The 14,195-nt window shown below is 41.6% G+C and carries 14 protein-coding genes; 9 read left to right on the top strand and 5 right to left on the bottom strand.

What is annotated here, in order from left to right; genetic code table 11:
* Positions 1-5: 5 nt before the first annotated feature.
* Positions 6-2,306, bottom strand: a complete 2,301-nt coding sequence (locus tag MHI23_RS13765; RefSeq protein ID WP_197172593.1) for a helix-turn-helix domain-containing protein — start codon at positions 2,304-2,306, stop codon at positions 6-8.
* A 231-nt stretch (positions 2,307-2,537) separates the two neighbouring features.
* Between MHI23_RS13765 and MHI23_RS13760 the strand changes: the two genes are divergently transcribed.
* From MHI23_RS13760 to MHI23_RS13730, 7 genes are all read left to right on the top strand, one after another.
* The gene (locus tag MHI23_RS13760) at positions 2,538-3,503 is read left to right on the top strand and encodes a sugar ABC transporter permease (RefSeq protein ID WP_024424886.1); all 966 of its coding nucleotides are present in this window, start codon (positions 2,538-2,540) and stop codon (positions 3,501-3,503) included.
* A gap of 18 nt (positions 3,504-3,521) precedes the next feature.
* Complete coding sequence (locus MHI23_RS13755; RefSeq protein WP_041107328.1) at positions 3,522-4,634, top strand: glycoside hydrolase family 105 protein; 1,113 nt, start codon at positions 3,522-3,524, stop codon at positions 4,632-4,634.
* Positions 4,631-5,155, top strand: coding sequence for a hypothetical protein (locus tag MHI23_RS13750; protein WP_041107326.1), 525 nt, complete (start codon positions 4,631-4,633; stop codon positions 5,153-5,155). Before MHI23_RS13755 ends, MHI23_RS13750 begins: the two co-directional genes overlap by 4 nt.
* Positions 5,156-5,172: 17 nt before the next feature.
* The gene (locus tag MHI23_RS13745) at positions 5,173-6,462 is read left to right on the top strand and encodes a Gfo/Idh/MocA family oxidoreductase (RefSeq protein WP_041107324.1); all 1,290 of its coding nucleotides are present in this window, start codon (positions 5,173-5,175) and stop codon (positions 6,460-6,462) included.
* Positions 6,463-6,482: 20 nt separating this feature from the next.
* Positions 6,483-7,166, top strand: coding sequence for a YesL family protein (locus MHI23_RS13740; protein ID WP_087976500.1), 684 nt, complete (start codon positions 6,483-6,485; stop codon positions 7,164-7,166).
* 54 nt (positions 7,167-7,220) lie between these two features.
* The gene (locus MHI23_RS13735) at positions 7,221-7,532 is read left to right on the top strand and encodes a rhodanese-like domain-containing protein (protein ID WP_024424882.1); all 312 of its coding nucleotides are present in this window, start codon (positions 7,221-7,223) and stop codon (positions 7,530-7,532) included.
* 100 nt (positions 7,533-7,632) lie between these two features.
* Positions 7,633-7,815, top strand: a complete 183-nt coding sequence (locus tag MHI23_RS13730; protein ID WP_024424881.1) for a sporulation protein Cse60 — start codon at positions 7,633-7,635, stop codon at positions 7,813-7,815.
* Positions 7,816-7,859: 44 nt separating this feature from the next.
* On the opposite strand, the gene MHI23_RS13725 is transcribed toward MHI23_RS13730, so the two are convergent.
* From MHI23_RS13725 to MHI23_RS13710, 4 genes are all read right to left on the bottom strand, one after another.
* Positions 7,860-8,384 (bottom strand): CbrC family protein, encoded by a 525-nt coding sequence (locus tag MHI23_RS13725; protein ID WP_024426197.1) that lies wholly within the window; start codon positions 8,382-8,384, stop codon positions 7,860-7,862.
* 130 nt (positions 8,385-8,514) lie between these two features.
* Positions 8,515-10,047, bottom strand: a complete 1,533-nt coding sequence (locus MHI23_RS13720; RefSeq protein ID WP_024426196.1) for a BCCT family transporter — start codon at positions 10,045-10,047, stop codon at positions 8,515-8,517.
* Between the two features lie 140 nt (positions 10,048-10,187).
* Positions 10,188-10,385 carry a hypothetical protein gene (locus tag MHI23_RS13715; protein ID WP_024424878.1) on the bottom strand — a complete coding sequence of 66 codons (198 nt, stop codon included), beginning with the start codon at positions 10,383-10,385 and terminating at the stop codon, positions 10,188-10,190.
* On the bottom strand, positions 10,382-11,653 hold the full coding sequence (locus MHI23_RS13710; RefSeq protein ID WP_024426195.1) for an NAD(P)/FAD-dependent oxidoreductase: 1,272 nt from the start codon (positions 11,651-11,653) through the stop codon (positions 10,382-10,384). Before MHI23_RS13710 ends, MHI23_RS13715 begins: the two co-directional genes overlap by 4 nt.
* A 175-nt stretch (positions 11,654-11,828) precedes the next feature.
* Between MHI23_RS13710 and MHI23_RS13705 the strand changes: the two genes are divergently transcribed.
* Together MHI23_RS13705 and MHI23_RS13700 are read left to right on the top strand one after the other, a co-directional pair.
* On the top strand, positions 11,829-13,451 hold the full coding sequence (locus tag MHI23_RS13705) for a polysaccharide biosynthesis protein (protein ID WP_025092401.1): 1,623 nt from the start codon (positions 11,829-11,831) through the stop codon (positions 13,449-13,451).
* A 16-nt stretch (positions 13,452-13,467) separates the two neighbouring features.
* Positions 13,468-14,184, top strand: coding sequence for a pseudouridine synthase (locus MHI23_RS13700; RefSeq protein WP_025092402.1), 717 nt, complete (start codon positions 13,468-13,470; stop codon positions 14,182-14,184).
* Positions 14,185-14,195 lie beyond the last annotated feature (11 nt).

Genomic DNA, 14,195 nt, shown 5'->3' with positions numbered 1-14,195 from the left:
TTGTCTTACGAGCCTTTTTTCTGGTCGCGGTATTTCCCAGGAGTTGTACCTTCCAGCTTTTTAAAGGACCGGATGAAATTTTGCGGGTTTTTATATTTCAGTTTTTCCGAAATTTCTTTGACGGACATATCGGTTTCTACTAGCCAGTTTTTAGCGACATGGTGTCTGTAGGAAGAGAGATATTCACTAAAGGAGATATCCATTTCCTTTCTGAAAATGCTGCTTAAATAATTTGGATTGTAATGCAGGCGTGTGGCGATTTCATCCAATGTGAGATCTGAGTCGAATTCTTGATGAATAATATGAATGATTTTTTCTGAGATGTTTTTGTATTGTGAGTCTTCACGTGCAGCAAGCTGGTCAATAATTGGCCGGATGATTTCATGTTTCAGCCATGCTTCTGTATCTTCAAAGGTTTTAAATTCAAAAATCGTATCATAGAGCATTTTGTTGTCTTCGACCTCAAATAATTCAATGCCCAGCAAATGCATCAGCTCAATTAAATTGTTTAAAAAACGAGCGAGGGCGATATGGTATTCGTGCGGTCCTGCATTTTTAGAAAAAATGGATTGCAGGAGCACATGTAAATAGTGATTTGCCTTGCCTTGATCGCCAGCTTTCATCGCATCAAATAAATCATGCTGCAGCTGCTTTGGAAAATGGGTTTTGAACGTCTTTCCTTGCTGAATATGCTCATATAAGATAATGGACTTTTTCTCTGCTTTGAGTCTGTATTTTAAGGCTTCTTTTCCTTCAATGTAAGCATGTTTTGCCATCGTGAGTTCCTTAAACTGGCGGCTGATTCCAATGCTGATCGATAAACCAAGCTCTTCTTCGATACGCTGCTGAATGCTTTCTGCTAATTGATTTAAATATTCAGTAAACTCTTCATCTGACTTTGAGTGGTTGAGGATAATCGTTGTTTGATGCTGATTGACAACGGTTGGCTGAAGGTGCTCCTCTTGCGGAATAATCTGCTCGATCAGTCCATTGATCGCAAATAAAAGCAAGTCAGCATCTTTTTTTTCATAAGGTGTTCCTTTTAATGTATCGATTTGGGTCACAAGCATGGACAAATGAGACCAGCCTTGAGGAAAGCCTAAGCTTTGGAACCGGTTGTTAACTTCTTCATCTGTCAGCTTTCCAAGCAGCAGCCGTACCATAAAGTATTGCTGTAAGTGTGTCACTTGCTGCTCAATCCGTTCCTCTAAATCATTGTTTTGATCTTTCATTTGTTTAATACTCGATTCAATCAACTCAAATTCATTTTGAAAAGGCTGTTTTTGCAAAAATGATTCATTGCGTGCAAATGACTCGTATAATAAGCGGATTGGTTTATAAAAGTGTCTAGAACCGAACCATGAAAATAGCAATGAAAGCGCTAACAAAATAGCGCAGATAATAAAGGTAATCCACCCGATTGATTTCGTTTGCTGCTTAAGTTCTGGAATAGAAACAAAGGATAGGTACGTCCATTCATTATAATCTGATTTTTGAAATGTGATTTGATAGTTGAGTTCGTCGATCTTCATATCAAATTGGCCTGATCGTTTTTCAAGTGAGAGCACATGTTTGACGATATTTTGATGTTTCAGCGATTCACCAATTTGTTCTTTGCGATTATGTAGCAGCACTTTTCCGTTTGTATCGATCACAAACATACTATCCGATTGAGAGAAGTCAGGCATGTTATCAGCAATGATGCAGCTTGGAATGCTGGCGACAGCGATTCCCTTTTTTTGAACGCTGTTCATAGGCAGTTGTTTGATTAAATTCACATTGTACTTACAAAAGGATGCTTTTCCTTCTTTTGTCGCAACAAGTGGATTATTCTCTTCAAGTGCCCAGCTGGAGTGACTTGGTATATTGAGGTAAGAGGTCAGCGCTTTTTCTTGGTCTTCGCTTGTGACATGATAAAGTCCCGAATTGTTCATGTACCAGTCTTCCATTTTACTGACGAGTGTAATATTGGAAAGATCGGTGTCAAAGGTTTGCAGGTAGTTCAGTTCCTGCTGTACTTGATTATAAAGCTGGAATTGGTCTGGATTTAAAGGTTCTGCCAGTGTTTGAAGGAGAGGCGGCGAACTGACATAGTGAGTGAGAGAATGATCAACAGTTTTTAAAATATGCTCAATATTGGATTGCGTTTGTTTAACGCTGTCGAGCTTTTCATTTGAGATATTTTCAAGTGCTGTTTTTTGCGAATGCTGATAAGAAAAAATGCCGACAATGATAACAGGAATCGTACTAAGTATGAAAAAGAACGTCACTAGCTTGTAATAAAATTTGTACTGCCTTCTTTTCATAAAACCCCCCATTTCAAACAAAACAATCTTTTCCCCTTAATTTATTAATCCAAAAATCTGGTAGGTTTGTCAATAATCATTTTCTGAGATTAGGATCATTTTCTTATGTTTTATGTAACGTTTTGAGTAGCATCACCTATGAAAATATGATCTGTTGATATGATTGTAGACGGATTTTTCATCCTTAAGATACAGTTAACACATGCATTAGCATGAGGGGAGGCTTTATCAATGAAAACAGAGGATGTCACTGCCAAGGGTGTGCCTGCGGCAGCTTTGAAAAGCGAAAAAAGAAAGCGCTTACTTAATCAATTGCTTAGTCAAAAGTTTTTGTATTTAATGATTTTGCCGGGGCTCATTTATTTTATTGTTTTTAAATATGTGCCAATGTGGGGGCTCATCATTGCCTTTCAAGATTACCAGCCGTTTCTCGGCATTCTTGGCAGTGAATGGGTTGGATTCAAACACTTTATTCGATTGTTTACAGAACCAACATTTTTCATCTTATTAAAAAATACACTGATTTTATTTGCCATGAATGTCGTGATTTTCTTTCCAATTCCGATCTTATTAGCCCTTCTTTTAAATGAAGTGAGATTGGCATTGTTTAAGAAATTTGTACAGACGATGATTTATATCCCTCACTTCATGTCATGGGTGATTGTCGTGTCCTTATCTTTTGTTTTGTTAACAGTAGATGGCGGGTTAATGAATGAATTGATTGCTTTCTTTGGAGGAGAAAAGATTAACTTCCTTCTTAGTCAGGAATGGTTTAGACCGATGTACATTTTACAGGTAATCTGGCGGGAAGCAGGATGGTCAACAATCATTTACCTTGCGGCGATTACAGCGGTAGATCCGCAGCTATATGAAGCAGCAAAAATGGATGGGGCCGGGAGACTGAGACAAATGTGGCACATCACACTTCCTGCCATTAAAAGTGTCATTGTGGTTCTGCTTATTTTAAAAATCGGTGATACGCTTGAGCTTGGCTTTGAGCATGTCTATCTATTACTGAACGCAACGAACCGGGAAGTAGCAGAGATTTTTGATACGTACGTTTATACAGCAGGTCTTAAGCAAGGACAATTCAGCTATAGTACCGCTGTTGGTTTATTTAAAGCAGCCGTTGGACTTATTTTGGTCATGCTGGCAAACCGTTTAGCGAAGAAATTCGGGGAAGAAGGTATTTATTAAAAAGGGAGATGAGGAAGAATGACATTATCAATTGAAAAGGGATCACCACTTGAGCATGCAGAGAAATTAGCACAAACCATTATGAAAGCGTATACACCGATTGAGCTGCCGCCAGCTGGAAGATGGCATTATCATCAAGGGGTTTTCCTTTGCGGTGTCATGAAGCTATATGAGGCAACAGGGAACGAGGCGTATTTCGATTATGTGAAAAACTATGCGGACTCCCTCATTGATGAGTACGGAAATTTATTATTTCGCAGGGATGAGCTTGATGCCATTCAAGCAGGACTCATTTTATTCCCTCTTTACGAACGAACGAGAGAGAAACGGTATGTGCTGGCGGCGGAGAAACTGCGCGGACTTTATCGTACGCTAAACCGCACGTCTGAGGGCGGATTTTGGCATAAAGACAATTATGCTTATCAAATGTGGCTCGATGGTCTCTACATGGGCGGTCCTTTTGCCTTAAAGTATGCTCAGCTTAAAGGTGAAGAGTCACTAGTGGATATGGTCATTCATCAAGAGCATCTCATGAGAAAGCATACGAAAGATGAACAAACAGGTTTGTATTATCATGCGTGGGATGAACGAAAAACGATGCCATGGGCTGATCAAAAGACCGGCTGTTCCCCAGAGTTTTGGGCAAGATCGTTCGGCTGGTATGTCCTTGCATTAGCAGATATGATCGAGGACCTGCCCGAGCATCATGAAAGGCGGAAGGTATGGAAGGAAACGCTGACAGACATGCTGGAAAGTGTGGCAAAGTACCAGGATCAAAAGACAGGTCTCTGGCATCAAATCATTGATAAAGGAAATCACAGTGACAATTGGCTTGAAAGCTCGGGGTCGTGTTTATTCATGTACGCCATGGCAAAGGCCATGAATGAAGGGTATGTGAGCCTCCGTTATGTTGATCATGTGGTCAGAGCATATCAAGGCTTGATTCAGCATAAGACGGCTGAGAAAGAAAATGGTGATTTTACCATCAATGATATTTGTATTGGAACATCTGCGGGATTTTATGATTACTACGTTGGAAGAGAGCGGAGCACAAATGACTTGCACGGGGCAGGCGCTTTTATTATGGCGTTAACTGAGCTAGAAAAGCTGTCTGTTTTTCAAAAGGCATGAGGAGGCAAAAAAGAGCCGCCGTATGGCTCATCAGTTTCATCGCTGCCATTTGTTTATCTGCCTGTCAGGGGAAAACAAACGGGATCGATGTCCTGATTTTTTCTGATATGTCAAAGGGAATGAAGGATCAATTAGTGGAGAAGGCTTTTCAGCCGAAACAAGAGACTTATAGCGTCCACATCTTTCCGGCGATTCCTGAAAAGCTTCTTGTTGAAATTACCTCAAAAGAGGGGGACGTGATGCTTGTTCCAGAAGAAATGTTTAGAACGTATGATGATCCTGAAAGCTTTCAGCTGCTGGAAGAGATGGAAATAGGCGATCAAGCAGCAGGACCATATACGGTCGAGGACAAAAAGACAGGGAAAACGGTCGATTATGCAGTTCAAATCAATAAAGGAAAGAAAAAACTCAACGGCTATACCTTTCAATTACACCGAGATATGGTCGCTTTCATTCCCGTGTATGCTGATAAGACGGAAGAGGCGCTGTCTCTCATGAAACAGCTTCGTGAAAACCAATAGAAAATGGGGTGGGGAATGTGAAACGGGTCGTGATTTGCGGGCTGAGCCATCGTGCGTTCAATATGTTTATTCAACCGCTCATAGAGGATTTCAATGAGCATTATCGGATTACAGGGCTCCTAGATATAGATCATCAGCGGTATATACTTTGTCAGGAGCGTTTTCCGTCACTCCGGGGCGTTTCGTTTTTTCATGAAGATGCATTTGATCAGATGGTCAAAGAAACAAAACCAGATATCGTCATTGTGGCAGGCAGGGATGACACACATGTCACATATATCATGCAGGCACTTGACCATGATCTAGATGTCATCACTGAAAAGCCGATGGTGACAACAGCAAAAGACGCCAAAAAAGTGATGGAAAAAGAGGCGGAAAGTAAAGGGAAGGTCACGGTCACCTTTAATTATCGCTACAATCCTTTCCATCGAAAGGTAAAAGAACTGATTCTAGACGGGAAAATTGGAAGGGTCACATCTGTTGAACTGAGCTGGCTCATTGATACATATCATGGTGCTAGTTATTTCAAAAGGTGGAACCGCACACGTCAATTCTCTGGCGGACTGTCCATTCATAAGTCGACGCATCATTTTGATCTGGTCAACTGGTGGATTGATCAAAAGCCGAAGCAAGTATTTGCTTACGGGGCGCTGAACTATTACGGCAGCGAAAGCCCTTGGAATCCCTTGCAGGGGGAGGAAAATAGATTTTGCGGAACATGTCATGTGAAGGATATATGTCACTATGAAGCAAGGTGGAATCCGCGGGTTGAGCGCTCGAAGGTGGAGGACGACCATATTGAATCCGGTCAGGAGCAAACGCAGCAGTACTCAAACTATCGCCCGGATGCGTGCATTTTTGATCAGGAAATAGATATTGAGGATACATATGTGGCGTCAGTCGCTTATGATCAAGGGGCTCTGCTCAGCTATTCGATTCAATTCTCAGCCCCATATGAAGGCTACCGTCTGGCTATTAATGGGACGAAGGGGCGTATTGAAACAAATGAGTTTCATGTGCCATCAAGAATTCCTTTTCAATTTCCAGAACAAACAATTTCTTATTACCCGATGTTTGGATCAAAGGAGACGATTGAAGTAGTAAAGCAGCCAGGCGGACATGGCGGCGGAGATCCTCTGCTTTTGGCTGATTTATTTATAGGAAAAGATCCCTTGATTCACTATGACATCTTAGCAGGAGCAGAGGCTGGTGCTTATTCGATTGCTCTTGGTGAAGGCATGTGGCGCTCTGTCACAGAAAAACGCCCAATTGAAATCGATGAATTGTTTCATAAAGAGAAGGTGTAAAGAGAGAGGAGGGGAAAGAGATGGATCATGATGGTTCAATGAGCAGAATGCTGAGGATGTGTGAGTGGGTGATGAGACTCGCCTATACGAATTTGTTATGGCTTTTGTTCACCATTCTAGGGCTTGGCGTATTTGGCTTGATGCCGGCGACCACTGCGTTATTTTCCGTGATGAGAAAGTGGATTCAAGGTCATGAGCAAGTCAATGTATTCCGCACTTTTTGGAAGGTATTCAGGGAGGAGTTTGTACGCTCTAACGTCATTGGAGTGGTGCTATTCATCATTGGAACGATTATTTATGTCGACCTTGCTTATATCTATCCAACGAGCTGGCTCTTACATGTGCTTCGCTTTGCTATATATATTTTCGGTTTTCTGTTTATTGTGAGCTTATTTTATATTTTTCCGCTGCTGGCTCATTATGATTGGAAAAAACGTCTCTATCTGAAATTCTCTCTTCTGCTCGGTATCTCATACTTGCAATATACACTCTCTATGCTTGTTTTTTCGGCTGTGCTGTTTGTTCTGTTTGCTTATTTACCAGGAATCGTGCCGTTCTTTAGTGTGAGCATACTCGCTTACGGTCATATGTGGCTGGCCTATCAAGTCTTTAAAAAGGTAGAGTTTGAAAGTGAGCAAGAGACAGCCGAAGTGAAGAAGCGGCTGCCGTCTTTCCTTCAATCAAAGCGGGTGAATACGCAGTGAAGTGAATCATTTGCTATAATGGTGTCACCGTAATGAAAAGGAGAGATGAGAGTCGTGTCAGTGAAAGAAATTTCAATAGAAGAATTAAAACAAAAGCTGGAGCAGGAAGATGCCATTCAGCTTGTCGATGTACGTGAGGATGAAGAGGTAGCAGAAGGGATGATCCCGGAAGCCATCCACATTCGAATGGGCGATATCCCTGAGAAGCTGGATGCATTCGATCAAACGCAGGAATATTATATTATTTGCCGCTCTGGTAAACGTAGTGAAAATGTCTGCTATTATCTAGAAGATCAAGGCTACCAAGCGACCAATGTCGTTGGCGGGATGCTTGCTTGGACAGGAGAAACAAAACCGAAGCTGTAAATAGAAGGCCTTTCATCTTAACGATGAAAGGTTTTTTTGTTCATATGCCTCTCTCTATGTGCATAAAGATAGAGTAGCGAGAGAAGGGAGAGTGGCATAGGTGCTAAAGGTAGCTGTATTTGATGAAGAGCATGAGAAAGATTTGCAGAGTGAAATCAATCATTTTTTAAAAGGAATGGATGACGACCAAATCATTGACATCAAGTACAATGTAGCGGTGATCTGTGAGCAGGGAGGGGAACAGCTCTACTGTTTTTCTGCACTCATTTTATATAAAAAATAGACGGCATCAAAAAAGGACCTGCTTGAAGGGTCCTATTTCTTTGATTAGCTGGCGTCAATATATAACCGGTGCTTGTTGCAGTGAACACATTGAAAAAGATAGCCTTGTAAGTCTCCTCCGTTGACGAGCCATTGCTTTAGGTTCTCTTTAGTTAATCCTTCGCCGCTGCAAATGTCTTCGATATCCTCGGCGAGTTCTTCCTCTAGATGTTCAATCTCTTTCCAGCCGACATACTGGACGATTGCGCAAAAATCTCCGCAATGACTTAACCAATATTCCTGCTGCCATCCGCGATAGCCTGGCGTTCTGAAGATCAGCTCATCGATATATTCCTCTTGATCGACGTCATCACAGCTCGCATCGTCTTGAAAGGTTCCATTGTATTTTTTCGCCGCTGATCCATCTTTAATGCACCAAGGACAAATTCCCTCTACATCTTCAACAGTATAAAAAGGGCCATGGTACACATAATCTCTTTCTTTCTCACAAACAGGACATGTCGTATGCTCTTTTTTGATCACGTTTAACGAAACTGGATCTGGGTTGTACTTGAACGTAGGTAACGTCATATAAACCTCCATTATGTAGAAAGTGATGATTCATCACTATTTTAAAGGAATCCTCAAGCTCGCGACAATCTTAAATTGTATATATAGAAAAAAGCCGTTCGGATAAGGAACGGCTTTTTCTCGCTTGCGATTATGCTTTTTTTACTCTTGGACTTCTTGGTTTATTGACTTGATTGGTTTGTTTGATGATTCTTCGTTCATCATTTAGTGATTTATACAGCGAGACAATCATCAATATAATGACAACGGAGAAAGGCAAGGCTGCGAGCTTGGCTGTATTTTGCAGGGCTTCAAGTCCCCCTGAAAATAAAAGCACAGCAGCAACAGCCGATTGGATAATGCCCCAGCTGACTTTGACACTGCCAGAAGGGTTCAATGATCCGTAGGTTGTCTGCATTCCAAGCACAAATGTAGCTGAATCAGCCGATGTAATAAAGAATACGGCGATTAAAATGAGTGCCAGTATCGATGTAATCATCGCCAGCGGATATTCATTCAGTACACCGAAGAGCATCGTTTCAGTTGAAAGACCTGCAACATCGACAATATTCTTTTGCTGTAAGTCCATTGCAGATACACCGAAAATCGAGAACCATAGGAAGACTAGGATGGAAGGAGCGACTAAGACACCCAATAAAAATTCGCGAATTGTTCGCCCGCGTGACACTCTAGCGATAAAGATCCCGACAAATGGTGCCCAAGAAATCCACCATGCCCAATAAAAGATTGTCCATCCATTAATCCATTCTCTCTTTTCAGGATCATTTGGAGATAGACGGAAGCTCATTTGAACGATATTGGATAAGTATTGTCCAATCGAGTCAGTAAATGAATTTAAGATAAAAACAGTTGGACCTACCAAAAGTAAGAAAAACATCAGAACAGCTGCTAATACCATATTGATATTACTTAAGTATTTAATGCCTTTTCCAATCCCGCTTAAAGCAGATGCAAGGAAAAGCACCGTCACAATGATAATAATGATCAATTGTGTGCTAAAGGCAATTGGAATATGAAAAAGATAATTCAATCCACCATTTATTTGTGCCGCACCTAATCCTAGGCTTGTTGCAACACCAACCACAGTTGCAAATACCGCAATACAATCGATGGTTTTACCGATCCATCCGTGAATTTTATTTCCTAAAACGGGCTGCAGTGTTGCACTGATTAAACCAGGTGCATCTTTTCTAAATTTAAAGTAAGCAATGCAAAGTGCAACAATGGCATAAATAGCCCATGCATGAAGCCCCCAGTGGAAAAATGTATAGCGAAGGGAATCGCGGAAGGCCTGCGCAGTTTCAGTCTCCCCTGTTGGTGACTGAATAGCATAGTGGCTGATCGGTTCAGCTGCTCCGTAAAAAACAAGACCAATTCCCATACCGGCACTAAATAGCATAGCAAACCAAGAAAATAAACCAAATTCAGGCTCTTCCCCCGGTTTTCCTAGCGTAATCTTACCGATTGGGCTAAAGATAAAGAATAGACAAAAGCCGACAAGCAGTGATACCACTAACAAGTAATACCAGCCAAAGTCATTTGTAATGTATGTTTGAATTTGATCTGTGACATTTTGCAATGTGTCTGGAGAAAACGCTCCCCACATCACGGCAACAAATGTGATCGCAATCACAATCCAAAATACACTTGATACGTTTTTCACACCATCTCACTCTCCTGTTGTTCTACACGTTTAAGCAGAGGACTTCGCTTAATATCCCCTAACTCAACTTATTTCAAACAAAAAGAGGCGAGCTTCTCACTCGACCTCTACTTTACCGTAACATGTTTTGCTTCCATTTATCAACTATCGATATGGGAAGACGATTTTTCCTCAATCCGTTTGCGAAGACGGTAGACATATTCTTTTAAACATACGGCGAAAATGGTAAACGCCAAAACAATGGCGACTTTTAACGGGGTAATGGACAGCTTCAAGAAAACAGCGGCTGTCAAACTGATAACGACCGCAAGAACAATCGGTAATGCACGTCTGATCATTGATCTCTCTCCTTTGCTTCTAGTGCAGCATTCATGCCGGCAAGCCTGCCTGTCACAAGTGCTGATGTGATATTGTAGCCGCCTGTGTAGCCATGGATGTCTAAAATTTCTCCACAGAAATAAAGACCGGGCATTTTTTTAGACGCCATTTTCTTCGGTTCAATTTCCTTCACAGAAACGCCGCCTCCTGTCACAAACGCTTTGTCCAAGGATAGCGTACCATTTGCATGCACAATAAAATGTTTACAATCATGGGCAAATGCACGCAGTTTATCCTTGGCTAGACCAGAGAATGTGTCTTGTGGATCAATCCCGTTCCGTTCTAACAGAAACAATAAATAGCGTTCTTGCATCCAAGACTTGAGGACATTTTTAATGGCTTTCTTCGGTTCATCTTTAAGGTCACGATGAAGCTTCTGGAACAACTCCTCGTCATTCAGCTTCGGATATAAGTCTATTTGCAGGCGGACTGTCGGTTGTTTTTTCAATTCCTTCACAACAAATCCGCTGCATCTAAGAACAGCTGGACCTGATAAACCAAAGTGAGTAAAAATCATATCCATGACATGTGTGACGACGGGTTTTCCTTTTTTATTTAAAACACTGACAGCCACACTTCTTAAAGAAAGACCTTGAAGCACTTTTTCTTTAATAAATCGTTCATCGGATGTGACCGGTACCTCTGTTGGGAAGAGCTCTGTAATGGTATGACCGGCTGCTTCTGCCCATGCATAGCCGTCACCAGTAGAGCCGGTATGCGGCACACTTTTTCCGCCGACAGCAATGACGACAGACTTACTTGAAATTTTTTCATCATTATTTGTAACAATTCCAGCTGCTTGTCCGTCTTGATACAGAACTGTTTTAATTTTTTCGTTCGTTCGAATGGTGACATTGAGGGCTCGGAGCCTGTCTAGAAGGGCATCCACAACAGATTGTGCTTTGTTTGAGACAGGGAACATACGTCCATGGTCTTCTTCTTTTAGTTCAATGCCAAGGTTTTCAAAAAACGAAATAATATCCTCGTTGTTGAACTCAGAAAATGCACTATATAGAAAACGGCCGTTTCCGGGAATATGTTTGATGATTTCTTCTACTGGAAGGCGATTGGTGACGTTACAGCGTCCGCCGCCAGAAATGGCCAGCTTTCTGCCAAGTTTGTTTCCTTTGTCAATTAACAGAACAGTCGCACCGTGCTCTGCTGATGCAATCGCGGCCATCAGCCCAGAAGGTCCGCCGCCAATGACAATGACATCATAATGTTTCATGTTACATTCCTCTTTCTACTTTCAGTCATTTTTCTATTATAACGAAGATTAGGGAAGGCTGAAATATGAATTGATTGGTTTTGTGACTTCCGTATTGGATTTGTTACCTGTGTATTGAATTGATGTGGTAAAATAGTTAAGTTGAATATTCATTAGAAAAATGGTGGTTAAGCGCATGTCTAATAAACTGCTTCGTGGTACGTTGGTTTTAACGATAGGGACGTATCTCTCTCGTATTCTTGGTATGATTTATTTAATTCCATTTAGCGCAATGGTTGGAGCTACTGGTGGTGCGCTATTCCAATATGGATACAATCAGTATACGATCTTTTTAAGTATCGCTACGCTTGGTTTTCCAACAGCGGTATCAAAATTTGTTTCCAAATATAATGCGATCGGCGATTATGAGACAACAAGAAAAATGTTCAGGGCGGGTATGTCGGTCATGCTTGTCACCGGGATGATCGCCTTTTCTATTTTATATTTGTCCGCACCGATTTTTGCCAAGATTCAGCTTGGCGGATCAAATGAAACAGGCGGTTTGACTGTCGATCAAGTAGTATATGTGATTCGAATGGTCAGCTTAGGTCTTTTGGTTGTACCGATCATGAGTCTTGTACGCGGGTTCTTCCAAGGACACTCCATGATGGGACCGACAGCTGTTTCCCAAGTGATTGAACAGCTTGTCAGAATCATCTTCCTATTAACGGCGACGTTTATTATTTTAAAGGTGCTTGACGGCGGGCTTGTCATTGCTGTCGGATATGCAACATTTGCGGCTCTGATCGGTGCATTTGGCGGTTTATTCACGCTTTATTTATATTGGCTGAAGCGGAAGGACCGGCTCTTAGCCATGCAGCCGAATACAGGCGCTCACTCTGATTTATCTTATAAGCAAATGTTTACAGAGCTGTTTAGCTATGCGGCGCCGTATGTGTTTGTTGGACTTGCGATTCCAATTTATTCTTATATCGATACAAACACAATTAACAGAGCCATGATTGCATCCGGACATCAGGATATTAGTACAGCGGTATTGTCCATTGTGACGTTATATTTACCGAAGGTCGTGATGATTCCTGTGTCACTTGCCACAGCGTTTGGCTTAACATTGATTCCGACGATTACGGAATTATTTACAGCACGTAATTACAAGCTGCTCAATAGACAAATTGATCAGACGATGCAAGTCATTTTATTTTTCGTGCTGCCTGCTTCATTTGGTATCTCGGCATTGGCTGGACCGGCTTATTGGTTTTTCTATCCGTCTGTTCATCCTGAGATTGGGATTTCCATTTTGTTCTGGTATGCACCTGTTGCATTATTGTTTTCTTTATTCACCATTAATGCAGCGATTCTGCAAGGGATCAACAAACAAAAATTTGCGATCGTCAGTCTTTTGTTAGGGATCATTATTAAAACGGTTCTGAACATCCCGCTGATCAGCTGGCTGCAAGGAAATGGTTCTGTATTGGCAACAGCATTAGGCTACAGTGCGTCCATCTTGTATATGTTTATCATGATTAAACGCCATGCCGGCTATTCGTTCCGCAGAATTTTCAAACGTTTTATTCTCATTGGTATTTTAACGGCGATCATGGCTGTCGTGGCATATTTGACAAGTCAGCTTGTGAACCAAGTAATTTCTTATGAAGACGGAATTTTACAAGCGGGTATCGTCATTTTGATTTCCATGATCACTGGCGGCGGTGTGTATATGTACTTGTCTTATAAGGTGGGATTACTAGAGCGTGTACTGGGCAGCCGTATGCCGAAATTTTTAAGAAAAAAGAGTTAAGAAGAGGTAGATATTCATGAGGCTTGATAAATTACTTGCTAACAGCGGCTTTGGTTCAAGAAAAGATGTGAAAAAGCTTGTCAAAGCCCGGGCGGTCACAGTGAATGGAGAAGTGGCAAAGCAGGTGAAAGATCATGTTGATCCATCAAATGATGAAGTACTCGTACACGGAGAGCGTGTAGAATATAAAGAATTCATTTACTTAATGATGAACAAGCCAGACGGGGTGATCTCGGCAACTGAAGATCTGCGGGATGAAACGGTTGTCGATTTACTTGAGCCGGAGGATATCGCAAGGGAGCCATTCCCTGTGGGGAGACTGGATAAGGATACGGTCGGTCTCCTTCTCCTCACAAATGATGGACAGCTTGCTCATCAATTACTTTCTCCAAAAAAGCATGTGCCAAAAACGTATGAGGTTCATTTGAAATATCCTTTAGGAGATCAAGACATTAAGCGTCTTGAAGACGGCGTTGTCATCTTAGATGATTATCATACGAAGCCGGCGAAGGTGGAAGTAGATGCAAATGAAGAGGAAGATACACGCATCCGTTTGACGATTACTGAAGGGAAGTACCATCAAGTGAAGCTGATGGCGCAAGCGGTGGGAAATGAAGTGATCTTTTTAAAAAGGCTCTCGATGGGGGCAGTCTCTTTAGATGAAGATCTAGCACCCGGAGAGTACCGTGAATTGACGGATGAAGAATTAGACAGCTTAATGAATCGTGAATAACGTAAGAACAA

Source organism: Bacillus sp. FSL M7-0003 (assembly GCF_038628485.1).
In the GTDB taxonomy this organism is placed as follows: Bacteria; Bacillota; Bacilli; order Bacillales; family Bacillaceae; genus Bacillus; species Bacillus safensis.
The sequence above is the reverse complement of the archived record's forward strand: the minus strand, read 5'-3'. Positions and strand labels throughout refer to the sequence as shown.

Bases quoted from the DNA above. Each gene is read 5' to 3' on its own strand.
- MHI23_RS13765 (WP_197172593.1), bottom strand. From the start codon at position 2,306: ATGAAAAGAAGGCAGTACAAATTTTATTACAAGCTAGTGACGTTCTTT.
- MHI23_RS13760 (WP_024424886.1), top strand. From the start codon at position 2,538: ATGAAAACAGAGGATGTCACTGCCAAGGGTGTGCCTGCGGCAGCTTTG.
- MHI23_RS13755 (WP_041107328.1), top strand. From the start codon at position 3,522: ATGACATTATCAATTGAAAAGGGATCACCACTTGAGCATGCAGAGAAA.
- MHI23_RS13750 (WP_041107326.1), top strand. From the start codon at position 4,631: ATGAGGAGGCAAAAAAGAGCCGCCGTATGGCTCATCAGTTTCATCGCT.
- MHI23_RS13740 (WP_087976500.1), top strand. From the start codon at position 6,483: ATGGATCATGATGGTTCAATGAGCAGAATGCTGAGGATGTGTGAGTGG.
- MHI23_RS13725 (WP_024426197.1), bottom strand. From the start codon at position 8,384: ATGACGTTACCTACGTTCAAGTACAACCCAGATCCAGTTTCGTTAAAC.
- MHI23_RS13715 (WP_024424878.1), bottom strand. From the start codon at position 10,385: ATGATCAGACGTGCATTACCGATTGTTCTTGCGGTCGTTATCAGTTTG.
- MHI23_RS13710 (WP_024426195.1), bottom strand. From the start codon at position 11,653: ATGAAACATTATGATGTCATTGTCATTGGCGGCGGACCTTCTGGGCTG.
- MHI23_RS13705 (WP_025092401.1), top strand. From the start codon at position 11,829: ATGTCTAATAAACTGCTTCGTGGTACGTTGGTTTTAACGATAGGGACG.
- MHI23_RS13700 (WP_025092402.1), top strand. From the start codon at position 13,468: ATGAGGCTTGATAAATTACTTGCTAACAGCGGCTTTGGTTCAAGAAAA.